Origin of the sequence: Streptomyces sp. NRRL F-6676 (assembly GCF_000725625.1) — a bacterium.
GTDB lineage: Bacteria > Actinomycetota > Actinomycetes > Streptomycetales > Streptomycetaceae > Streptomyces.
In genome coordinates, this window is sequence record NZ_JOHS01000076.1 from 1 (window position 1) to 22,295 (window position 22,295).

General features: G+C 72.9%; 18 protein-coding genes and 1 rRNA gene. 11 read left to right on the plus strand and 8 right to left on the minus strand.

The window, feature by feature from the left end:
- Positions 1 to 94, plus strand: a 5S ribosomal RNA gene (gene rrf, locus IO29_RS35775); the annotation flags it as partial.
- Positions 95 to 194: 100 nt separating this feature from the next.
- Here the strand turns inward: rrf and IO29_RS29195 are convergent.
- Genes IO29_RS29195 through IO29_RS29215 form a run of 5 tightly spaced genes read right to left on the minus strand, consistent with a single transcriptional unit; the run spans position 195 to position 5,976 of the window.
- Entirely contained in the window at positions 195 to 1,505 is a 1,311-nt protein-coding gene (locus IO29_RS29195; RefSeq protein WP_030382936.1) for a DUF58 domain-containing protein, read from the minus strand.
- Positions 1,505 to 2,503 carry an AAA family ATPase gene (locus tag IO29_RS29200; RefSeq protein ID WP_106969928.1) on the minus strand — a complete coding sequence of 333 codons (999 nt, stop codon included), beginning with the start codon at positions 2,501 to 2,503 and terminating at the stop codon, positions 1,505 to 1,507. The genes IO29_RS29195 and IO29_RS29200 overlap by 1 nt, the downstream gene beginning before the upstream one ends.
- On the minus strand, positions 2,503 to 3,738 hold the full coding sequence (locus IO29_RS29205; protein WP_030382938.1) for a DUF4350 domain-containing protein: 1,236 nt from the start codon (positions 3,736 to 3,738) through the stop codon (positions 2,503 to 2,505). The genes IO29_RS29200 and IO29_RS29205 overlap by 1 nt, the downstream gene beginning before the upstream one ends.
- Positions 3,735 to 4,466: a DUF4129 domain-containing protein gene (locus tag IO29_RS29210; RefSeq protein WP_030382939.1), complete on the minus strand. Its 732-nt coding sequence runs from the start codon at positions 4,464 to 4,466 to the stop codon at positions 3,735 to 3,737. Before IO29_RS29210 ends, IO29_RS29205 begins: the two co-directional genes overlap by 4 nt.
- Before the next feature lie 4 nt (positions 4,467 to 4,470).
- Complete coding sequence (locus IO29_RS29215; protein WP_030382940.1) at positions 4,471 to 5,976, minus strand: glycerophosphoryl diester phosphodiesterase membrane domain-containing protein; 1,506 nt, start codon at positions 5,974 to 5,976, stop codon at positions 4,471 to 4,473.
- 140 nt (positions 5,977 to 6,116) lie between these two features.
- Here IO29_RS29215 and mtnA point away from each other — a divergent pair, with 140 nt between their 5' ends.
- The 7 genes from mtnA to IO29_RS29250 all read left to right on the plus strand — a co-directional run bounded on the left by mtnA (position 6,117) and on the right by IO29_RS29250 (position 14,955).
- The gene (gene mtnA, locus IO29_RS29220) at positions 6,117 to 7,283 is read left to right on the plus strand and encodes an S-methyl-5-thioribose-1-phosphate isomerase (RefSeq protein WP_030382941.1); all 1,167 of its coding nucleotides are present in this window, start codon (positions 6,117 to 6,119) and stop codon (positions 7,281 to 7,283) included.
- Between the two features lie 4 nt (positions 7,284 to 7,287).
- Positions 7,288 to 7,977, plus strand: a complete 690-nt coding sequence (gene mtrA / locus IO29_RS29225; RefSeq protein WP_191862447.1) for a two-component system response regulator MtrA — start codon at positions 7,288 to 7,290, stop codon at positions 7,975 to 7,977.
- A gap of 1 nt (position 7,978) precedes the next feature.
- Positions 7,979 to 10,189 (plus strand): MtrAB system histidine kinase MtrB, encoded by a 2,211-nt coding sequence (mtrB, locus tag IO29_RS29230; RefSeq protein WP_078618545.1) that lies wholly within the window; start codon positions 7,979 to 7,981, stop codon positions 10,187 to 10,189.
- Complete coding sequence (locus tag IO29_RS29235; RefSeq protein ID WP_030382943.1) at positions 10,179 to 12,029, plus strand: LpqB family beta-propeller domain-containing protein; 1,851 nt, start codon at positions 10,179 to 10,181, stop codon at positions 12,027 to 12,029. The genes mtrB and IO29_RS29235 overlap by 11 nt, the downstream gene beginning before the upstream one ends.
- An 88-nt stretch (positions 12,030 to 12,117) precedes the next feature.
- Positions 12,118 to 12,933 carry a ComF family protein gene (locus IO29_RS29240; RefSeq protein WP_030382944.1) on the plus strand — a complete coding sequence of 272 codons (816 nt, stop codon included), beginning with the start codon at positions 12,118 to 12,120 and terminating at the stop codon, positions 12,931 to 12,933.
- Positions 12,934 to 13,247: 314 nt separating this feature from the next.
- The gene (gene hpf / locus IO29_RS29245) at positions 13,248 to 13,940 is read left to right on the plus strand and encodes a ribosome hibernation-promoting factor, HPF/YfiA family (protein WP_420705404.1); all 693 of its coding nucleotides are present in this window, start codon (positions 13,248 to 13,250) and stop codon (positions 13,938 to 13,940) included.
- Between the two features lie 226 nt (positions 13,941 to 14,166).
- Positions 14,167 to 14,955 (plus strand): response regulator, encoded by a 789-nt coding sequence (locus IO29_RS29250; RefSeq protein WP_030382946.1) that lies wholly within the window; start codon positions 14,167 to 14,169, stop codon positions 14,953 to 14,955.
- A 34-nt stretch (positions 14,956 to 14,989) separates the two neighbouring features.
- Here IO29_RS29250 and IO29_RS29255 read toward each other — a convergent pair whose 3' ends face one another.
- Together IO29_RS29255 and IO29_RS29260 are read right to left on the minus strand one after the other, a co-directional pair.
- On the minus strand, positions 14,990 to 16,186 hold the full coding sequence (locus tag IO29_RS29255) for a winged helix-turn-helix domain-containing protein (RefSeq protein WP_030382947.1): 1,197 nt from the start codon (positions 16,184 to 16,186) through the stop codon (positions 14,990 to 14,992).
- Positions 16,187 to 16,300: 114 nt separating this feature from the next.
- Entirely contained in the window at positions 16,301 to 16,942 is a 642-nt protein-coding gene (locus IO29_RS29260) for a GNAT family N-acetyltransferase (protein ID WP_078618546.1), read from the minus strand.
- Positions 16,943 to 17,165: 223 nt separating this feature from the next.
- On the opposite strand from IO29_RS29260, the gene secA reads away from it, so the two are divergent.
- Complete coding sequence (gene secA / locus IO29_RS29265; protein ID WP_030382949.1) at positions 17,166 to 20,003, plus strand: preprotein translocase subunit SecA; 2,838 nt, start codon at positions 17,166 to 17,168, stop codon at positions 20,001 to 20,003.
- Positions 20,004 to 20,232: 229 nt separating this feature from the next.
- Here secA and IO29_RS29270 read toward each other — a convergent pair whose 3' ends face one another.
- Entirely contained in the window at positions 20,233 to 20,673 is a 441-nt protein-coding gene (locus IO29_RS29270) for an Rv3235 family protein (protein ID WP_030382950.1), read from the minus strand.
- 333 nt (positions 20,674 to 21,006) lie between these two features.
- Here IO29_RS29270 and IO29_RS29275 point away from each other — a divergent pair, with 333 nt between their 5' ends.
- Both IO29_RS29275 and IO29_RS29280 read left to right on the plus strand, forming a co-directional pair.
- Positions 21,007 to 21,522 carry a DUF6912 family protein gene (locus tag IO29_RS29275; protein WP_030382951.1) on the plus strand — a complete coding sequence of 172 codons (516 nt, stop codon included), beginning with the start codon at positions 21,007 to 21,009 and terminating at the stop codon, positions 21,520 to 21,522.
- A gap of 154 nt (positions 21,523 to 21,676) precedes the next feature.
- On the plus strand, positions 21,677 to 22,295 hold a 619-nt coding region (locus IO29_RS29280), incomplete at its 3' end, for an HAD family hydrolase (RefSeq protein WP_037840638.1).

Consider the following 22,295-nt stretch of genomic DNA (forward strand, 5'->3'; position numbering starts at 1 on the left):
AACGCCCGGTTACATTCCGAACCCGGAAGCTAAGCCTTACAGCGCCGATGGTACTGCAGGGGGGACCCTGTGGGAGAGTAGGACACCGCCGAACAATACGTGTAGAAAAGCCCCTGTACCGGGTGATCCGGTACAGGGGCTTTTTTGCGTTTACGGCATTTCCGGCGCCGACACCGACTGCCTGCCCTCAGCGTTCACAGTCGGCCCGCCGCCTTCAGCGCCAAATACGCGTCCGCGAGCGCCGGCGCCAGTTTGTCCGGTGTCGCGTCGACGACCGTCACTCCGCGGCGGCGGAGCTGTTCCGCCGTTCGTTCCCGGTCCGCTTGGGCCTTGGAGGCCGCTGCTGCCTCGTACACCGCGTCGGTGTCGCCACGGCCCTTCGCCATTGCCGCGATGTGGGGGTCGGACACCGCGGCCAGCAAGACCGTGTGGCGTTGGGTGAGGCGGGTCAGGACGGGCAGGAGGCCCTCCTCGACGGGGGCGGCGTCCAGGGTCGTCAGCAGGACGATCAGGGAGCGGCGCGGTGCCGTGCGAAGGGCCGTGGCGGTCAGGCCCCGGGCGTCCAGTTCGATCAGTGCGGGTTCCAGTGCGGCCATCGTGTCGACCAGGGACGGGAGGACGTCGCGGGCGGCGCGTCCCTGTACCACGGCGCGGATGCCGCGGTCGTAGGCGAGTAGGTCGACGCGGTCACCCGCGCGGGAGGCGAGGGCGGCCAGGAGGAGTGCCGCGTCCATGGCGGCGTCCAGGCGTGGGATGTTTCCGACGCGGCCGGCCGAGGTGCGGCCGGTGTCGAGGACCATGAGGATGTGGCGGTCGCGTTCGGGGCGCCAGGTGCGGACGGCGACAGTGGTGCTGCGGGCCGTGGCACGCCAGTCGATGGAGCGGGTGTCGTCGCCGGGGACGTAGTCGCGCAGGCTGTCGAATTCGGTGCCCTCGCCGCGGGTGAGGACGCTGGTGCGGCCGTCGAGTTCGCGCAGCCGGGCCAGTTTCGAGGGCAGGTGCTTGCGGCTGGTGAACGGGGGCAGGACGCGGACGGTCCACGGCACCTTGTGGGTGCCCTGGCGGGCGAACAGGCCGAGGGGGCCGTACGAGCGGACGGTGACACGGTCCGCGTGGCGGTCGCCGCGACGGGTGGGGCGCAGACGGGTCGTCAGCCTGCGGCGTTCGCCCGGCGGGACGGTCAGCAGGTGGCGGGAGGCGGTGGCTTCGGTGCCCGGCTGCCAGCTGCTGGGCGGCCAGGCGTCGCGGAGGCGGGCACGCAGGGGGCGGCCGGTGGGGTTGGTGACCGTGAGCGTCACGTCGGCGGGCTCGCCGAGGCGTACGGAGGTGTCGCCGGAGCGGGTCAGGCCCAGGCGTCGTACGGGTGCCGCGAGGGCGTAGTCGCAGGCGCAGGCCAGGGCGAGGGTGCCGTCGACGGCGAGGATGCCCGTCCAGCTGGGCTCCCAGAGGCCGACCGGGAGGGTGCCGAGGGCCGCGAGCAGCGCGGCGCGTCCGGTGAGTGCCATCAGCGGGGGACGGGGACGTGGGACAGGATCGCGGTGATGACCGAGTCCGCGGTCACGCCCTCCATCTCGGCCTCGGGGCGGAGCTGGACGCGGTGGCGCAGGGTGGGCAGGGCCAGCGCCTTGACGTCGTCGGGGATGACGTAGTCGCGGCCGGTCAGCCAGGCCCAGGCGCGGGCGGTGGCGAGCAGGGCGGTCGCACCACGCGGGGAGACGCCGAGGGCGAGGGAGGGCGACTCGCGGGTGGCGCGGCAGATGTCCACGACGTAGGCGGTGATCTCGGGGGAGAGGGTCGTCTTGGCGACGGCGGCGCGGGCGGCCTCGAGGTCGGAGGCGGTGGCGACGGGGCGTACGCCGGCGGCGCGCAGGTCGCGTGGGTTGAAGCCCTGGGCGTGGCGGGTGAGGACGTCGATCTCGTCCTGGCGGGAGGGCAGCGGGATCGTCAGTTTGAGGAGGAAGCGGTCCAGTTGGGCCTCGGGCAGGGGATAGGTGCCCTCGTGCTCGACCGGGTTCTGGGTGGCGGCGACGAGGAAGGGCTCGGGGAGCGGGCGGGGGGTGCCGTCGACCGTGACCTGACGTTCCTCCATGGCCTCCAGGAGGGAGGACTGGGTCTTGGGCGGGGTGCGGTTGATCTCGTCGGCGAGGAGGAGGTGGGTGAAGACGGGGCCCGGCTGGAAGGAGAACTCGGCGGTGCGGGCGTCGTAGACGAGTGAGCCGGTGACGTCGCTCGGCATCAGGTCGGGAGTGAACTGGACGCGTTTGGTGTCGAGTTCCAGGGCGGCGGCGAGGGCGCGGACGAGCAAAGTCTTGGCGACGCCGGGGACGCCTTCGAGCAGGACGTGTCCACGGCAGAGCAGGGCGACGACGAGGCCGGTCACGGCGGGATCCTGGCCGACCACGGCCTTGGCGATCTCGGCACGCAGGGCTTCGAGGGAGGCCCGGGCGGTGTCCGAGTGTCCGGCGTACCCGGTCTGCCCGGCGTTGTCAGTGGTCGGGTCCATCATGGACGGCGTACCTCACTTTCGAGGGCGTCGAGTCGGTCGGCGAGGGCGATGAGGCCTGCGTTGTCGCCGGGTGCGGGGCCGAAGAGGAGGGTGTGCAGGGCCTGTCCGTCGCCGTGCAGGCGGGCGGAGAGGGCGGGGAGCAGGGCCTCGGGCGTGTGTGCCTGGGCCGGGGGAACGCCGACGAGGGGGGCGAGGCGGATGCGGGTGGCGGAACGGAGAGCGGCGGCCGCGCGGTCGCGGGCGTCGGTGCGGCGGTAGAGGCGGGCGCGGCCTTCGACGGTCTCGGAGGCGCGGATCGCGACGGGGAGTTTCTCGGGCACCAGGGGGCCGAGTCGGCGTGCCCGCCACAGGGCGGCGAGGGCGGCGGCGACGAAGAGTTGCAGTGTGCCCCAGAGCCAGCCCGAGGGGATGAGGTCGAAGAAGGTGCGGTCGCCGGTGTCGGTGGCCGAGTCGTCGGAGAGCGAGGGGAGGTACCAGACCAGATGGGGGCGGGAGCCGAGGAGTTGCAGGGCGAGGGAGGCGTTGCCCTCGTCGTCGAGGCGGTCGTTGTAGAGGATGTCGGGCGCGCCGAGGACCACGGTGTCGCCGGAGCGGGCGGTGCCGGTGTCGCCGCCGGTGGCCGGGAGGCGGACGAGGGTGGCCAGGCCGTCGCTGGGGTAGCACAGGTCGGCGCGGACGCCGTCGGTGGTGTAGCGCAGGCCGCCGGTGTCGGCGGGGCCCGCGCGCCGGGCGGCCGGCAGGGCGCAGTCGGGGGCGAGCGTGGAGTCGAAGCTGGGGGCGGCGTCGGCGTGGACGCCGGGGGCGAGGGTGCTGACGGACGTTTCGCCGGGGGCGATCAGGACCGTGCGGCCGTCGGAGTTCCCGGTCGCCTCGCGCAGGGCGTGTTGCTGAGGTTCGGTCAGCAGGTCGGGGGAGGCGACGAGGAGGGTGGTGTCGGGGCCGGTGGCGGCGCGGGCCGCGGCGAGGGTGGTGACCACGCGGGTGGACACGCCCCGGCCGTTCAGGAGTTCGGCGACGGCGCGGCTGCCGGAGCGGTCGGCGGAGCGGGGGTCCAGGCGGCCGTGGTCGGCGCCGGAGCGGATCGCGGCGATGGCGATGCCGGCGGCGAGCAGGAGCAGCAGCGCGAGCAGGATGCCCCGGGTGCGGGTCCACACCTGGCGGGCGGTGGGCGAGACGGAGGTACCCGTCGGGGTGGCCGGGCGCGGGTCCGTGGCCGGTGGCGCGGTGGTCATCCGGCGGCTCCCCCGGGGGTGTTCCGGTCCGTGGTGTGCGGGGTGCCCGGGGTGCTCGCGGCGAGGTGGGGGCGGGCGCGCCGCAGGTCGTCGTCGAGGGCGGACAGCCGACGGTACGTGGCCTCGTCCGCGGTCCGGCCACCGTATGTGACGTCGTCGAAGTCGCGGGCGGCGGTGTGGAGCCGGGTCGCGTGGTCGGGGAGGGGGCGGGCGGCCTCGGAGGCGGCCTCGTCGGCGGTGCGGCCGGGGCGGGGGTCGAGCAGCGCCCGTTCCTCCAGGGCGCGGACGAGGGCGCGCATGCGTTCCTGGACCGCCGTGTTCCAGTGGCCCTGGGCGGCGTGCGCCGCGGCGGCCGCGCGGTGTTCGGCGGCGCTGCGGGGGCGATCGTCGAAGAGGGCGGGGGCGGAGGCCGGCGTCCGGTGGGGGGTGCCCAGGCGCCACCACAGGGCGGCGAGCAGGGCGACGACCACGAGGACGATGACGACGAGGCCGACGGTGCCGCCCGGGGCGGTGGACGAGGCGGCGCCCAGGAGGCGGTCGAGCCGGTCCCAGAAGGCGTCGAGGGCGCGCTGGAGCAGGCTGGGGTCGTCCTGGTGGTACATCGGCTTGGACAGTTCGCGCCGGGCGGCGCCCCGCGCGGGGTCGCGCGGGACCGTCAACGGCGGTGTGTCGTCGCCGGCCCGCCACCCGGCGGGCAGCAGCGCCAGTACTCCCCCCGCCCGGCTCACCGGTTCAGCTCCGCGGGGCGGTGCCGGAGCCGGGGCCCTCGACACCGGCGGCGCGGGCGAGTTCGAGGTCGAGAGCCTCGCGCCGGATGCGCAGATCGATGTAGAGCAGCGAGGTCACCCCGGCCGTGAGGGGCAGGGTCAGGGTGGAGCCGATCACCCCGCCGATGCCGCTGATCACGAGGAAGGACCAGCCCAGGTCGGCGGTGCCGTCCAGGAAGTTGCCGATCCCGTTGCCGGTGAGCACCCCGGCGAGGACGGTGAAGGGCACGGCGATGACCGACCCGATGATCCCGGCGATGAGCCGGGCCAGCAGCTGGATCCCGAAGACCCGCCACCACGAGCCGCTGACGAGCTTGGCGGAGCGGGCGAAGGCCTTGCGGATGCTCTGCTTCTCCAGCATCAGCGCGGGCGGCGCGAGCGAGAACCGTACGACGACCCAGGTGGCCAGGACGCTCGCGGCCATCCCGCCGAGCACGGCCAGCGCGGCGCCTCCCGCCGTCGCGCCGCCCAGGGCGACGAGGATGCCGGGCAGGGTGCCGACGCCGATGATCGCGGCGCCGATGAGCGGCAGCAGCAGCGTCAGCACGCACAGCCGGGGCAGCTGCGGCCGGACGTCCCGGGCGATCTCGCCGGCGGTGACCGGCCGGCCGAGCACGGAGCGGCTCATCACGGGCGTCAGCAGGGCCGTCGCGGCGATGGCGGCGACGGCGGTGACGAGGAGGACGACGCTGGAGTTCAGCATCGAGCCGCCGGCGGCACGCAGCGTCTCCTCGGGGGTGGCGCTGGGGTCGTCGAGGACGGCGGTGTTGTCGAGGTAGAAGCCCTGGAGCAGGACGACGACGAGCTCGGTGAGGACGGCGAGGGCCAGGCAGATGCCGAGGACCGTGCGCCAGTGGGTGCGCATGGTGGTGACGGCACCGTCGAGGATCTCGCCGATGCCGAGCGGGCGCAGCGGGATCACGCCGGGCTTGGCCGCGGGCGGGGGTCCGCCCCAGGGGCCGCCCCAGCCGGCGGGCGGGCCGTAGCCGGGGCCGCCGTAACCGTAACCGGGAACTCCGTATCCAGGGGCCCCGTAGCCGGGACCGCCGCCGGGGCCGGGCATGCCGTGGGGGCCGGGGGCACCGTGGGGGCCTGGGGAGCCCCAGCCGGCAGGCGCGCCGGGACCGCCGGCTCCCCCGGGTGCGCCGGGTCCGCCGCCCTGTGGCCCGGTGCCGGGTGTCGGCGGGGGAGGCGGGGTTCCCCAGCCGGGGTAGCCGGGGCCGGACTGCGGGGGCTGCGAGGACTGGGGCGGTGCCTGCGGGGTCGACGGGGGCTGGGGAGCGGTCCACTGCCCGGCCGGAGGCTGCTCCTTGGACCACTTCGAGGGCGGCTGCGCCTGATCGGCGCCGCCCTGCTCGCCCTGGTCGGGGCTCCGGTCCGAAGGCTGCTCGGGTGGCTGTGCGGCGCCGGGGGCGTCCGGTCCGTCGGAGGGGGCAGATCCGGGCGAGGCCCAGCCCGGAGTGTCGGTCATCGTCGCTCCTTCTCGGTGCCCGTCCGCGGTCGCGGCGGCCCATTGGCTGCCATCGTGCCATGGGGTGCCCGGAGCGTGACCGGGGGCCGTCCGGGCTGTACGCCTTCTGCTGTGCGCCGTATCCGGGGCAGACTGGACGGATGGCTGATCAGTACGCGCACAGCGGCGACGACAACCGGCCGGCCGAGCCCTCCCGGGCCCCGGCCACCCCGGCGATCCGCTGGGAGGAACCGCCCGAAGGCCCCGTGCTGGTCCTGCTCGACCAGACCCGGCTGCCCGCCGAGGAGGTCGAGCTGGTGTGCACGGACCCGCCCGCCCTGGTGGAGGCGATCCGCGGGCTGGCCGTGCGGGGGGCGCCGCTGCTCGGGATCGCCGGGGCGTACGGGGTCGCGCTCGCCGCCGCGCGCGGGTTCGACGTGGCGGACGCCGCGCAGACGCTGGAGAGCGCCCGGCCCACCGCGGTGAACCTGTCCCTGGGCGTACGCCGGGCCCGGGCCGCCCACCGGGAGGCGCTCGCCGGGGGCGGCGGCGAGGAGGCGGCCGCCCGGGCGGCGCTGGCGGCGGCGCGGGCACTGCACCGGCAGGACGCCGAGGCCAGCGCGCGGATGGCCGAGCACGGGCTGGCGCTGCTCGACGAGCTGCTGCCCGGCGGCGGCCACCGGGTGCTCACCCACTGCAACACCGGCGCGCTGGTGTCGGGCGGGGAGGGCACGGCGTTCGCGGTGGCGCTGGCGGCGCACCGGGCGGGCCGGCTGCGCCGGCTGTGGGTGGACGAGACCCGTCCGCTGCTTCAGGGCGCCCGGCTGACGGCGTACGAGGCGGCCCGCAACGGGATGGCGTACACGCTGCTCACCGACAGTGCGGCGGGTTCGCTGTTCGCGGCGGGGGAGGTGGACGCGGTGCTGGTGGGGGCCGACCGGATCACCGCCGACGGTTCGGTGGCGAACAAGATCGGCACCTATCCGCTGGCGGTGCTGGCCCGCTACCACCACGTGCCGTTCGTCGTCGTCGCGCCGGTGACGACGGTGGATCCGGACACCCCCGACGGGGCGTCCATCGAGGTGGAACAGCGCGGAGGCCACGAGGTCACCGAGCTGTCCGGGCCGCAGGTGCCGGTGGTGGGCGCCGAGGCGGCCGGCGGGATCCCGGTGGCGCCGCTGGGAACCCAGGCGTACAACCCGGCGTTCGATGTGACGCCGCCCGAGCTGGTGACGGCGATCGTCACCGAGGAGGGCGCCGTCTCACCCGTGACGGCCGAGGCGCTGGCCGAGCTGTGTGCCAGGTCACGTCAGGCCACGATGAGCTAATGGGATGATGGCGTTTATGAAGGGACGAGTCCTTGTCGTCGACGACGACACCGCACTGGCCGAGATGCTCGGCATTGTGTTGCGTGGTGAAGGTTTTGAGCCGTCTTTCGTAGCCGACGGCGACAAGGCGCTGGCCGCATTCCGCGAGACCAAGCCGGATCTGGTCCTCCTCGATCTGATGCTGCCCGGACGGGACGGCATCGAGGTGTGCCGGCTCATCCGGGCGGAGTCCGGGGTGCCCATCGTCATGCTGACCGCCAAGAGCGACACGGTCGACGTGGTGGTGGGCCTGGAATCAGGGGCCGACGACTACATCGTCAAGCCGTTCAAGCCGAAGGAGCTGGTCGCCCGGATACGGGCGCGGCTGCGCAGGTCGGAGGAGCCGGCGCCCGAACAGCTCGCCATAGGGGACCTGGTCATCGACGTGGCCGGGCACTCCGTGAAGCGCGACGGGCAGTCGATCGCGCTGACCCCGCTGGAGTTCGACCTGCTGGTGGCGCTGGCGCGCAAGCCGTGGCAGGTGTTCACCCGCGAGGTGCTCCTCGAGCAGGTCTGGGGCTACCGCCACGCGGCGGACACCCGCCTGGTCAACGTGCACGTCCAGCGGCTGCGCTCCAAGGTCGAGAAGGACCCGGAGAAGCCGGAGATCGTGGTGACCGTCCGTGGTGTCGGATACAAGGCAGGACCGAGCTGACATGCCCGGGGACAGTGCCGCTTCGGCGCCCGGCCGGTCCGGGGCCCGCCCGGAGCGGCCTGTCGGCGTGAAGGCGAAGGGCTCCCGCTGGGAACGGCTGTTCCCGGGCGGCCTGTTGCAGGGCGGGGTGCAGGGCAGTCCCGTGCTGCGGCTCGTGATGCGCTGGGTGCGGCGTCCGCTGCTGCCGGTGATGCGGCTGTGGCGCCGCAACATCCAGCTCAAGATCGTCGCCACGACGCTGCTGATGTCGCTCGGCGTGGTGCTGCTGCTGGGCTTCGTCGTCATCGGCCAGGTGCGCAACGGGCTGCTGGACGCCAAGGTGAAGGCCTCGCAGAGCCAGGCGACCGGCGGGTTCACCGTGGCCGGGCAGCGGGCCGACAGCGCGGCCAGCGGCGGCGCGGACGACAGCTCCGCCGCCGGCGGCGACACCGTGCAGAACATCAGCGGATGGCTCAGCGATCTCGTCGAGTCGCTGTCCAGCGGCGGCCAGGGCGCCTTCGACGTCGTCACGCTGAGCACCACCGCCGCGGACAACGAGGGGCGGGGCTTCGGGCCGCGCGCCTCCGGCGGCGTCGACTGGAGCCTCAGCGTCCCCGAGGAGCTGCGCAAGCGGGTCGACGCGGGCACCGGCGCGGTGCAGAGCTACACCCGCATCGTCTACACCAGGGGCAAGGGCGAGGCGCAGCCGGGACTGATCATCGGCAAGCAGGTCAACGACCCCAACGGCAACCCCTACCAGCTGTACTACCTCTTCCCGCTCACGCAGGAGGAGAAGTCGCTCAGCCTGGTCAAGGGCACGCTGGCGACGGCGGGGCTGTTCGTCGTCGTCCTGCTCGGGGCCATCGCGTGGCTCGTGGTGCGCCAGGTCGTCACCCCCGTACGGATGGCGGCCGGGATCGCCGAGCGGCTCTCCGCGGGGCGCCTCCAGGAACGGATGAAGGTCACCGGCGAGGACGACATCGCGCGTCTGGGCGAGGCCTTCAACAAGATGGCGCAGAACCTCCAGCTCAAGATCCAGCAGTTGGAGGACCTGTCCCGGATGCAGCGGCGGTTCGTCTCGGACGTCTCGCACGAGCTGCGCACCCCGCTGACGACCGTGCGGATGGCGGCGGACGTCATCCATGACGCGCGTGTGGACTTCGATCCGGTGACCGCCCGGTCGGCGGAACTCCTCGCCGACCAGCTGGACCGGTTCGAGACGCTGCTCGCCGATCTGCTGGAGATCAGCCGGTTCGACGCGGGTGCGGCGGCGCTGGAGGCCGAGCCGATCGACCTGCGCGAGGTCGTGCGGCGGGTGGTCACCGGGGCCGAGCCGCTCTCGGAGCGCAAGGGCACCCGAATACGTGTCGTGGGCGACCAGCAGCCCGTCGTCGCCGAGGCCGACGCCCGGCGGGTGGAGCGGGTGCTGCGCAATCTCGTCGTCAACGCCGTGGAGCACGGCGAGGGGCGGGACGTCGTCGTCAAGCTGGCCGCCGCGGGCGGTGCGGTGGCGGTGGCGGTGCGCGACTACGGGGTGGGACTGAAGCCGGGGGAGGCGACCCGGGTGTTCAGCCGCTTCTGGCGGGCGGACCCGGCACGCGCGCGGACCACCGGAGGCACGGGCCTGGGGCTGTCGATCGCCCTGGAGGACGCCCGGCTGCACGGCGGCTGGCTACAGGCGTGGGGTGAGCCGGGCGGCGGTTCGCAGTTCCGGCTGACGCTGCCGCGGACGGCGGACGAGCCGCTGCGGGGCTCCCCGATACCCCTGGAGCCCGCGGACTCGCGGCGCAACCGCGCGGGCAAGGACGGCAGAGGCCGCCAGGACGGCGGGAACGGCGACGGCCGGCGGCGGGGCGACGGACCGGGCGCGCAGGCCGGGACCGACGCGCGCGCCGGATCCGGGTTCGGCGCGGGGGCCGGCGTGAGCAATGTCGCCTCGGTGCCGTTGCAGCCCGGGGCCGGCGACCGGGGGCCGCTGCCGCCGCGCACACCGCGGCCGGCCTCGGTGAGCCCGGCGGCCGGCCCGACCGCGCTGCCCGGCAGCGGCGCCCGCGTCGTACCGCGCGCGTCGGGTGCCGTACGGCGGCAGGACGGCGCCGGTCCCGCGGGGGCCGGCGGGCAGGACGGTGCCGCGGGCACGGCGAGCGCGGCCGGCGCGGTACGCGGGACGAGTACGACGCGAGGGCCGTCCGAGGGCGGCCGCGGGCCAGGGGAGGCGATCGGTGGGGGCTGAGGGGGGCGGCGGCCGGACGGGCCGGGCGCGGCGGATACGGGCCGGGGTGTACCTCGGGTGTGCCGGCGTGCTCCTCGCGGGGTGCGCGTCGATGCCGGACAGCGGTGATCTGCGCGGGGTCGAGTCGACGCCCCGGCAGGACCCGCAGGTACGGGTGTTCGCGCTGCCGCCGCGCGAGAACGCCTCGCCCGCGGAGATCGTCCAGGGCTTTCTCGAGGCGCTGACCAGCGACGACCCGCAGTACGACACCGCGCGCAAGTACCTGACGACGAAGGCCTCGCACCAGTGGCGGCCGGAGCGGTCGATCACGGTGCTCGACGACGGACCGAACCCGGTGGCCGAGCACACCGGCAACCGGGAGAGCGGCGACGACTACGCGTTCGACCTGACCGGCCGACGGGTCGCCCGCGTGGACGCGCAGCACGTGTACACGTCCGACGCCGGGTCGTACGAGAAGACGATCCACCTGGCGCAGATCAAGAACACCAACCAGTGGCGCATCGACGCGCTGCCCCAGGGTGTGGTGATGGGCGCGTCCGACTTCCAGCGCAACTACGAGTCGGTCAACAAGTACTACTTCGCCGCCAACGGGCCGGCGTCGGCGGCCGGCCGGCTGAGCACCGTCGCCGACCCGGTGTACGTGCGCAAGCAGGTCGATCCGGTGACCCAGGTCATCCAGGCCCTGCTCAAGGGGCCCACGCGCTGGCTGGCGCCGGTCGCGCGGTCCGGGTTCCCCACCGGGGTCGCGCTGCGCAAGGGGGCCGAGGCGCTGACCCCCGACGACCAGAACCGGCTGACCGTGCCGCTGAACAAGGCGGCGGACCGGGTCGGCTCCCGGCAGTGCGCCAGGATGGCGGCGCAGCTGCTCTTCACGCTCCAGGATCTGACGCCGACCGGGGTTACCTCGGTGGAACTGGAGCGGTCCGACGGCTCGCAGCTGTGCGTGCTCGACGAGAACCGGGCGCAGGACATCGCCTCGCACGGCACCGCGAAGCGGCCGGAGTACGAGTACTTCATCGACGACAAGCAGCGGCTGGTGCGGATGACCACCGCGGGGAAGGACGCGGAGCAGGTGCCCGGGGCGCTCGGGCAGGGCACCGCGCCGTTGCGGGCGGCGGCCGTCTCGCGCGACGAGAAGACCGCGGCGGGGGTCTCGGCGGACGGGCGTTCGCTGTACGTGGGGTCGCTGGTGCCGGACGCGCCGCTGGGGGAGGCGGTGTTGCGAAGCCAGGGGGCGTCGCCGGACGACCGGCTGACCACGCCGAGCTGGGACAGCCGGGGCGATCTCTGGGTCGCCGACCGGAATCCGCAGGACCCGCGGCTGCTGCTGTTCGAGAAGGGCGCGGGGGACCCGGTGGAGGTCGCCACGCCCGGGCTGGACGGGCGGATCGACGCGGTGCGGGTCGCGGGGGACGGGGTGCGGGTCGCGCTGATCGTCGAGAAGGACGGCAAGACGTCGTTGCAGATGGGGCGGATCGAGCGGGAGAAGGCGGCGGGGGGCGAGGGCGCCGCGGGGACGGTCGTCTCGATCCTCGAGCTGCGGTCGCTCACGCCGCAGTTCGAGGCGGTGACGGCGATCTCATGGGCGGGGGACAGCCGGCTCGTGGTGGTCGGGCGCGAGTCGGGCGGCGTGCAGCAGATCCGGTACGTGCAGGTCGACGGGTCCACGCCGGCGGGGCCCGCGCCGGCGTCCCTGACCGGGGTGAAGCAGATCGCGGCCTCGGAGGACGAGCGGTTGCCGTTGGTGGCGTACTCGGAGGACGGGATCGTGCGGTTGTCCTCCGGGGCGCAGTGGCAAAAGGTGATCAAGAAGGGCACGGCGCCGGTCTATCCCGGGTGAGCGCACGCCACGGGCCCCGGCCGGCTCCGTACGCCTGGTTGTCCACAGGCTGCGCGCCGTCCGGGCGACCGCGGCAGAGTGTGGGGGTATGCGGTGGTGGCGGGAAACGGTGGGGCTGGTTCTGGCGGGGGAGTGCGAGGGGTGTGGCCGCGGGCGGGTCGTGCTGTGCGAGGGGTGCCGGGCGGCGCTCTGCGCAGGCGCGCCGAGGCGGGCGCGGCCGGGGGCGGAGCCGGTGGGGCTGCCGCCGGTGCACGCGGCTGCGGGGTACCGGGACGCCGTGCGTGCCGTGTTGCTCGCGCACAAGGAGCGCGGGGCACTCGCACTCGCCGGTCCGCTCGGGACGGCGCTGGCCGGCGCGGTACGCGTCGCGGCCGGGAGTGACGCCGCGACCGCCTGCGGTGGGCCGGCCGGGGGCGGCCGGTGCGGGGTGGTGCTCGTGCCCGTGCCGTCCGCGCGGTGGGTCGTGCGGGCCCGGGGGCATGATGCGACGCGGCGGATCGCGCTCGCGGCTGCCCGGGAGCTGCGGCGGACGGGTACGGCCGCCCATGTCGCGGCCGTACTGCGGCAGCGGCGCCCCGTGGCCGACCAGGCGGGGCTGAGCACGTCGCAGCGGGCGGCCAACCTCGCCGGTGCCCTGGAGGTCGTCCCCGGCGGCGTACGGCTGCTGGCGGGAGGGGGCGACCGGATCGTGCTCGTCGACGATCTGATGACCACCGGCGCCACACTCGCGGAAGCCGCCCGCGCCGTACGCACGTCCTTCACCCGCGCACAGGTGTACGGCGATGCTGCCGGGGAAGCAACGGAGGAACGGCGAACGGCGGGCGTTTCCGGGCCCGCCGGGCCACCGCTTCGCGCGGCCGTGGTCGCCGCGCCGTCGGATTCTTTCGAAACCAACCGGAACTGACTGAGAACGTCCGTCGTTGCAGGTAATGAGAGGGTCAATTCACCTGAACGGAGGTACGCCACGGTAGAGGGTGACGACATCCGTCCGAGCGAGATATGTTCGGTTGTGAGGGAATGGCCCAGCCCGTACCTCGCCGATCCGAACGCCGTGCTGCGGTGATCCGTATTCACTCGCAGCGGTGGGATGGAGTTCCCGCCCACGGGGGAGGAGGAGGTGGACGTCACCGAGTCCGAGGTTCCGGTACTCACCGGAACCTGGTGCAAGAGGGAGATGCTCCGCCAGGGATGCGGAGCGATCCGGGAACGGAGTTCTGCGTGGACATCGTCGTCAAGGGCCGCAAGACCGAGGTGCCCGAGCGGTTCCGGAAGCACGTGGCCGAGAAGCTGAAGCTGGAGAAGATCCAGAAGCTCGATGGCAAGGTGATCAGCCTGGACGTCGAGGTGTCCAAGGAGCCCAACCCCCGTCAGGCGGACCGGTCCGACCGGGTGGAGATCACGCTCCGCTCCCGCGGCCCGGTGATCCGGGCGGAGGCGGCGGCCAGCGATCCCTACGCGGCACTGGACCTGGCCACCGACAAACTCGAAGCCCGGCTGCGCAAGCAGCACGACAAGCGGTGCGCACGGCGCGGCACGAAGCGGCTCTCGGCCGCCGACGTCGCCGACCACGTGCCCGACGCGGTCACCCTGGCCGGCAACGGCGGCGGCATCGCCGAGGCGGAACGGGAAGCGGTGCCGACGAAGAAGATCGGCTCGCTCGAGGTGACGGGCGACGGCCCGCTCGTCGTCCGCGAGAAGACCCACGTCGCGTCCCCGATGACGCTCGACCAGGCCCTCTACGAGATGGAACTGGTCGGGCACGACTTCTACCTGTTCATCGACTCCGAGACCAAGGAACCCAGCGTCGTCTACCGGCGGCACGCCTACGACTACGGCGTCATCCACCTCAACACCGACCCGATGGTCACCCGGTCCGGGGCCGGTGACGCGGGCAGCGCACTCGGCGGCTGAGCGCCCCGGCCGAACCCGCCGGGCGTGAACACGCGGGGAACGACCGTGCCCCTGGTGAGCCTGTGCGCCCCCAGGGGCACCGGCGTGCCACCCCTTCGTACCGCGCTCCGTCACCGCGCTGCCGCCGTGGCATGGAATCATGGCCGCACCGGCCCAACCGGTGGGCCGTTGCCTTGGGTTGGCGATGGCACAGGACCACAGGCCACAGCCTTCAGGGGGAGGAACGATGGCGGACAGCTTCGGACCGGCGCGCGAGACGGACGCCGACGGCCGCGCCACGGACGCGGGCGTCACGGACGGCACGAGCGGTGCCGGCGATGCGGGAGACACGGGCCCGGCGGGCGCCCCGCGCAAGGAGCCCATCCGTGTCCTGGTCGTCGACGACCACGCCCTCTTCCGCCGCGGTCTGGAGATCGTGCTCAAGGCCGAGGAGGACATCCAGGTCGTCGGAGAGGCCGGGGACGGCGCGGAGGCCGTGGACAAGGCCGCCGACCTGCTGCCCGACATCGTCCTGATGGACGTCCGGATGCCCCGGCGCGGCGGTATCGAGGCCTGCACCTCGATCAAGGAGGTGGCACCCAGCGCGAAGATCATCATGCTGACGATCAGCGACGAGGAGGCCGACCTCTACGACGCGATCAAGGCCGGTGCGACCGGATATCTCCTCAAGGAGATTTCCACGGACGAGGTCGCCACGGCCATTCGCGCGGTCGCCGACGGACAGTCGCAGATCAGCCCCTCGATGGCGTCGAAACTCCTCACCGAGTTCAAATCGATGATCCAGCGCACGGACGAACGCCGGCTGGTCCCGGCGCCGCGGCTCACCGACCGGGAACTCGAAGTGCTCAAGCTGGTCGCCACCGGAATGAACAACCGGGACATCGCCAAGGAGTTGTTCATCTCCGAGAACACCGTGAAGAACCACGTCCGCAACATCCTGGAGAAACTTCAGCTGCATTCCAGGATGGAGGCCGTGGTGTACGCGATGCGGGAGAAGATCCTCGAAATTCGGTGACCGCCCCGGCCGCTCGTGGGCGGACCTCCCGTGCTCAGTCCAGTGCGCGGGCCAGTTCCGCGAGGAGTGGCGCGCGCAGTTCGGGGGCGTCCACCCGTTCGACGCGGACGTTGGTGCAGTCCACCCACGTCGCCGCCTCCAGCAGGGCCTGGGCCACCGCCGGGACCGCCTTGGGGCCGTCCAGCGTCACCTGACGGGCCACCAGGGTGCGGCCCTCGCGTCCCGGGTCCACCCGGCCGACCAGCTGCCCGCCCGCCAGCACCGGCATCGCGAAGTAGCCGTACACCCGCTTCGGCCGGGGGACGTACGCCTCCAGGCGGTGCGTGAAGCCGAAGATCCGCTCCGTGCGCGCCCGTTCCCAGACCAGTGAGTCGAACGGCGACAGCAGCGTCGTACGGTGGCGGCCGCGCGGGGGTGTCTCCAGGGCGGCGGGATCCGCCCAGGCCGGACGGCCCCAGCCCTCGACGGTGACCGGGACCAGCCCCGAGTCGGCGATCACCGCGTCGACCTGCTCAGCCTTGAGCCGGTGGTAGTCGGCGATGTCCGCGCGCGTGCCCACGCCCAGGGACTGGCCGGCCAGCCGGACCAGGCGGCGCAGGCACTCCGCGTCGTCCAGGTCGTCGTGGAGCAGCTCCGCGGGGACGGCGCGCTCGGCGAGGTCGTAGACCCGCTTCCAGCCGCGGCGCTCGACGCAGACCACCTCGCCGTACATCAGGGCGCGTTCGACGGCCACCTTCGTGCCCGACCAGTCCCACCACTCGCTGGTCCTCTTCGCGCCGCCCAGGTCCGTGGCGGTGAGCGGGCCCTCCGTGCGGAGCTGCTTGATCACCTGGTCGTAGGCGCCGTCGGGGAGTTCGTGGTTCCAGTGCGGGCGGGTGCGGTAGGCGCGGCGGCGGAAGGCGAAGTGGGGCCACTCCTCGATGGGGAGGATGCAGGCGGCGTGGGACCAGTACTCGAAGGCGTGCGGGGCGCCCGTGGGCGTTCTCGTCCAGTACGCGTCCTCGATCGTGCGGCGGCCGATCGCGCCCAGGCGGGCGTACGGGATGAGTTCGTGGGAGCGGGCGAGGACGGAGATGGTGTCCAGCTGGACGGCGCCGAGGTGGCGGAGGATGCCGCGGGGGCCGGTCCGGCGGTTGGGGGCGCCGAGGAAGCCCTGCGCTCTCAAGGCGATGCGGCGGGCCTCTGTCGCGGTGAGGGTGGTGGTGGGTGCCGGTGTCGTCGGGGTGGGCATGGGGTCACGGTAGGGGGTGGGTCTGACAGTGGGGGGTGAGCTGGGTTTTTTCGCCCCCGCCGCCCCTACCCGTCCCGTCCCTCAAGGGGCTTCGCCCCTTGGACCCCGTGCGCCTTACAGCCCGGGGGGTTGTCGTTCGTCGGCGGGTGCGGGTTCGTCGTGGTCGCTCGCGCCGTTCCCCGCGCCCCTTTGGGGCGCTGGGATGTACGGGGTCTTCGAAGGGAGGCCCAGGTCCGACGGGAGGAGGGATGCCTGCCAGCAGTCTCTGCGGACTCCCCTGTTGGTGAGGGCCGCGCGTTGGGTGCCCTCGTGGATGAAGCCGGCTTTCCGTGCCACCGTGCGGGAGGCCGTGTTGCCGACCTCCGCGCGCCATTCGACGCGGTCGACCGACAGGCTCAGGAACGCCCAGCGGCAGGCGGCGAGCGTGGCCTCCGTGAGGTAGCCGCGGCCGCGGTGCTCCTTGGCCGCCCAGAAGCCGACCTCGGCGGTGCCCGGGGCGCGCATCGTCTGGCTGACCATCCCCACCAGCTCGCCGGAGGGCAGGAAGACGCCGAAGGTGAACATCGAGCCGTCCGCCCAGCCGTCCGGCGCCAGTCCGCCGGTGAACGACTCCGCGTGCTCGCGCAGGTACGGCGACGGGATCGTCGTCCAGCGCTGGATGTCGGGGTCCTGGGCCGCCTCGTACACCGCGTCGGCGTCCCCGGGGTCCACGGGGCGCAGGACGAGGCGCTCGGTGGTGAGTGTGACGGGTTCCATGGGATCCATGGTCACAGGGTCCCGACGGTGATCACAGGGTGAGGGGGGCGCTACTTTTCGTCGCGCCGGGGCGGCACCTTCCGTCGCGCCCGGCCGTTGTCCTAGTGGCTGTCGGTGACAGACCTCCCGGCGCGGTGGGGTCCTCGCTTACCATGGCCGTTGCTCAAACTGTCATGTGGTGACCGACCGTCCCAGGCCCGATCGGCTAAGGAGACAAACCCCCGTGTCCGTCCTCTCGAAGATCATGCGTGCAGGCGAAGGCAAGATCCTGCGCAAACTGCACCGCATCGCGGACCAGGTCAACTCCATCGAAGAGGACTTCATCGACCTCTCCGACGCCGAGCTGCGCGCCCTCACCGACGAGTACAAGCAGCGCTACGCCGACGGAGAGAGCCTCGACGACCTGCTCCCCGAGGCGTTCGCCACCGTCCGCGAGGCCGCCAAGCGCGTACTGGGCCAGCGCCACTACGACGTGCAGATGATGGGCGGCGCCGCCCTGCACCTCGGCTATGTCGCGGAGATGAAGACCGGCGAGGGCAAGACCCTGGTGGGCACGCTGCCCGCGTACCTGAACGCGCTCTCGGGCGACGGCGTCCACATCGTCACGGTCAACGACTACCTGGCCGAGCGCGACTCCGAGATGATGGGCCGCGTCCACAAGTTCCTGGGCCTGTCCGTCGGCTGCATCCTGGCCAACATGACGCCGGCGCAGCGCCGCGAGCAGTACCTGTGCGACATCACGTACGGCACGAACAACGAGTTCGGCTTCGACTACCTGCGCGACAACATGGCGTGGTCCCAGGACGAGCTCGTCCAGCGCGGCCACAACTTCGCGATCGTCGATGAGGTCGACTCCATCCTCGTCGACGAGGCCCGTACGCCGCTGATCATCTCCGGCCCGGCCGACCAGGCCACCAAGTGGTACGGCGACTTCGCCAAGCTGGTCACGCGCCTGAAGAAGGGCGAGGCGGGCAACCCCCTCAAGGGCATCGAGGAGACCGGCGACTACGAGGTCGACGAGAAGAAGCGCACGGTCGCCATCCACGAGTCCGGCGTCACCAAGGTCGAGGACTGGCTGGGCATCGACAACCTGTACGAGTCGGTGAACACCCCCCTGGTCGGCTATCTGAACAACGCCATCAAGGCCAAGGAACTGTTCAAGAAGGACAAGGACTACGTCGTCCTCGACGGCGAAGTCATGATCGTCGACGAGCACACCGGCCGTATCCTCGCCGGCCGCCGCTACAACGAGGGCATGCACCAGGCGATCGAGGCGAAGGAAGGGGTGGACATCAAGGACGAGAACCAGACGCTCGCCACGATCACCCTCCAGAACTTCTTCCGCCTCTACAACAAGCTCTCCGGCATGACCGGTACGGCGATGACCGAGGCCGCCGAGTTCCACCAGATCTACAAGCTCGGCGTGGTCCCGATCCCGACCAACCGGCCCATGGTCCGCAAGGACCAGTCGGACCTGATCTACCGCACCGAGGTGGCCAAGTTCGAGGCGGTGGTCGACGACATCGCCGAGAAGCACGAGAAGGGCCAGCCGATCCTCGTCGGCACGACGTCCGTCGAGAAGTCGGAGTACCTCTCCCAGCAGCTCAGCAAGCGCGGCATCCAGCACGAGGTGCTGAACGCCAAGCACCACGAGCGCGAGGCGTCGATCGTCGCCCAGGCCGGCCGCAAGGGCGCCGTCACGGTGGCCACCAACATGGCCGGCCGCGGTACGGACATCAAGCTCGGCGGCAACCCCGAGGACCTCGCCGAGGCCGAGCTGCGCCAGCGCGGACTGGACCCCGAGGAGCACATCGAGGAGTGGGCCGCGGCCCTGCCCGCCGCCCTGGAGCGCGCCGAGAAGGCCGTCCAGGCGGAGAAGGACGAGGTCGAGTCGGTCGGCGGCCTCTACGTGCTGGGCACCGAGCGGCACGAGTCGCGGCGCATCGACAACCAGCTGCGCGGCCGCTCCGGCCGTCAGGGCGACCCCGGCGAGTCCCGCTTCTACCTCTCCCTCGGCGACGACCTGATGCGGCTGTTCAAGGCGCAGATGGTCGAGCGCGTGATGTCGATGGCGAACGTTCCCGACGACGTGCCGATCGAGAACAAGATGGTCACGCGCGCGATCGCCTCCGCCCAGTCGCAGGTGGAGACGCAGAACTTCGAAACCCGTAAGAACGTCCTGAAGTACGACGAGGTGCTCAACCGGCAGCGCGAGGTCATCTACGGCGAGCGCCGCCGCGTCCTGGAGGGCGAGGACCTCCAGGAGCAGATCCACCACTTCATGGACGACACGATCGACGCGTACGTCTCCGCCGAGACGGCGGAAGGGTTCCCGGAGGACTGGGACCTGGACCGGCTGTGGGGCGCCTTCAAGCAGCTCTACCCGGTGCGTGTCACCGTCGAGGAGCTGGAGGAGGCCGCCGGCGACCGGGCCGGGCTGACCGCCGAGTACATCGCCGAGTCCATCAAGGACGACATCCGCGAGCAGTACGAGTCGCGGGAGAGCCAGCTCGGCTCCGAGATCATGCGTGAGCTGGAGCGCCGGGTGGTGCTCTCGGTCCTGGACCGCAAGTGGCGCGAGCACCTCTACGAGATGGACTACCTCCAGGAGGGCATCGGCCTGCGCGCGATGGCGCAGAAGGACCCGCTGGTGGAGTACCAGCGCGAGGGCTTCGACATGTTCACCGCGATGATGGACGGCATCAAGGAGGAGTCCGTCGGCTATCTGTTCAATCTGGAGGTCCAGGTCGAGCAGCAGGTCGAGGAGGTCCCGGTCGAGGACGCGGCGGCCGCCCCGTCCCTGGAGAAGGCGCCGCAGGACGCGGTGCCGGCGCAGGCGGGCGCGCCGGCGGGCGGTGGCCGCCCGGAGATCCGCGCGAAGGGGCTCGACGCGCCGCAGCGGCGCGAGCTGCACTTCTCGGCGCCGACGGTCGACGGTGAGGGCGGTGTCGTCGAGGGCGAGTTCGCCAGCGACGGGGAGCCGGTGCGGTCCGAGGCGGACGGGTTGACTCGGGCGGAGCGGCGGAAGCAGGCGAAGGGCGGGCGGCGTCGCAAGAAGTGACGGAACGCCCCGCTAGGTGCAGCTGACGAGGGCCGGCCCCGGCTTTGGGGCCGGCCTTCAGCGTTGGGCGCGTGAGGGGATGGGGGGTGTTCATTCGTTGGCGGGTGCGGGTGCGGGTGCGGGTGCGGGGCGCGTGGTGGCTGGTCGGGCCTGCGCCCCTCAGAAAGGCGCGTTTCGCGCCCTCTGAGGGGCGTGGCGTCGTGCGTGGGCCCCGGAGCGTGTCCCGGTGTCAGTCGAGGTCTGGGGGCATCCTCGGGCCCTCCAGTTCCACCGCCGTGCAGCGCCAGTGGTGGGTGGGGGTGTGTTCGAGGCGGAAGGCCATGGCGCGCAGTCGGTCGCCGGTGGCGATGCGGGCGAAGGCCTCGATGGCGCCGGGGCGGGGCATGAAGTAGCCGATGTCGTGGACGACGGGACGGGCGCCGCGGGTGCGCAGGACGCCGCGCTCGGCGAGCCAGGCCAGTTCGTCGTAGGCACGGCCCACCGTGTGGCGCAGCATCGAGTGGACGGGGCGGTGGCCGCTGAGGACCGACAGGAGCCGGTCGGCGAAGACGTCCGTGGGGCGTGGCGGGGGTGCCGTGCGGCGCGGGGCGCCGCCCGGGCGGCGGGTGTCGTGGCGGACGGGCGGGCGGCTGCCCGGCAGGCGCCTCGTCCTGGTCATCACCTTGTTCATGAGCGGTCCCCGTTGTTCATGTGCGATCCCCGTTTCGTCGAAGGCGCGGGCGGTGCCGGCGGGCCGGTGCATACCGAGCGGTAACTTCGTGGTGGGGATCTTGTACGGGGCGGGGCGGCGGTGCCGCAACGCGTGTGCGGGGCCCGTCGGGGGCTCGGGAGATTCACCTATCAGAGTGAGCGACGGCCTCGGCGGGGCCGGAAACGGGGGTGTGGACGGGGTGAGGTGCGGGGCGCCGGGTGGACGGCGTCGAGCGCGGGGACCGGAACCCGAAGGGGGACACCCGCACGTATCCTGGGGTGACGCCCTGTCCGACTAAGAAAGCGGCACGTCATGCGCGTCTACGTCCCCCTGACCCTGCACGGTCTCGCCGAGGCGCACGGGGCGGGCGAGCTGGGGGCGGGGCCGTTCACCGCGTACGCGGTCACGCCGGCCCTGCGGGAGTGGTACCTCTCCGACGACCTCGAGGAACTGGAGTACGCGGCGCTGAACCGGGCCGCGCTCGCCTCGCTGCGGCTGCTCGCCGCCGAGCCGGGGGCGACGCCGCGCCGGGTGGTCGTGGCGGCGGACGTGCCCGACGCCTGGACGTCCGTGGACCCCGGCCGGGGGCTCGACCCGGCGGCGCTGGGCGAGGTGCGGGTCTCCCAGGCGGTGCCGCTCGCGCGGGCGGCGGCGGTGCACGTGGACGCGGAGGACGCGGAGAAGGACGTCATGGCGGCCGTGGGGGCGCTCGCCGCGGCGGACCGGGGGGACGACGACGCGCAGTTCGTCGTCGACGGGGCGGAGGACCACGAGCTGCTGTGGTTCGCCACGCAGGAGATTCCGCATCTGGTGGGGCTCGGCGGCTGAGGTCGGCCGTCTGCCCGTCTGCCCGTCTGCTCGCCTGTCCGTCTGTTCGGTGCCCGTCTGCCCGTGTTCGGTGGCCCGCCTGTCCGGTGGCCCGTCGGGGGTGGCTGTGGGCGGGTGGCGGGGCGTTGTCAGTGGGGGTGGGTACCTTTTTGGCATGGGGATGCGTGGGGTGCACATCGTCTGGGACTGGAACGGCACGCTGTTCCACGACAACGACGCGATCATCGGGGCGACGAACGCGGCCTTCGCCGAGCTGGGGCTGGCGCCGATCACTCTGGAGCGGTACCGGGAGCTGTACTGCGTGCCGGTGCCGAAGTTCTACGAGCGGTTGATGGGGCGGTTGCCGACCGGGGCCGAGTGGGAGCTCATGGACGCGTTGTTCCGCCGGCACTACGCGGAGCGGCGGGCGGCGTGCGGGTTGGCTTCGGGGGCGGTGGAACTGCTCGGTGGCTGGCGGGCGGCGGGGCACAGTCAGTCGATCCTGAGCATGTACGAGCACGAGGAACTGGTTCCGTTGGTGCGGGGGTTCGGGATCGAGGAGCACTTCGTGCGGGTCGACGGGCGGACGGGGCCGTCGGGGGGCAGCAAGGCGGAGCACATGGTGCGGCATGTGGGGGCGTTGGTGGGGGGTGGCGTGGACCCGGGGCGGGTGGTGGTGGTCGGGGACGCGGTGGATGACGCGGTGGCCGCGGAGCGGGCGGGGGTGGGGGCGGTGCTGTACACCGGGGGGTCGCACGGGAGGGCGAGTTTGGAGGGGGTGGGGGTGCCGGTGG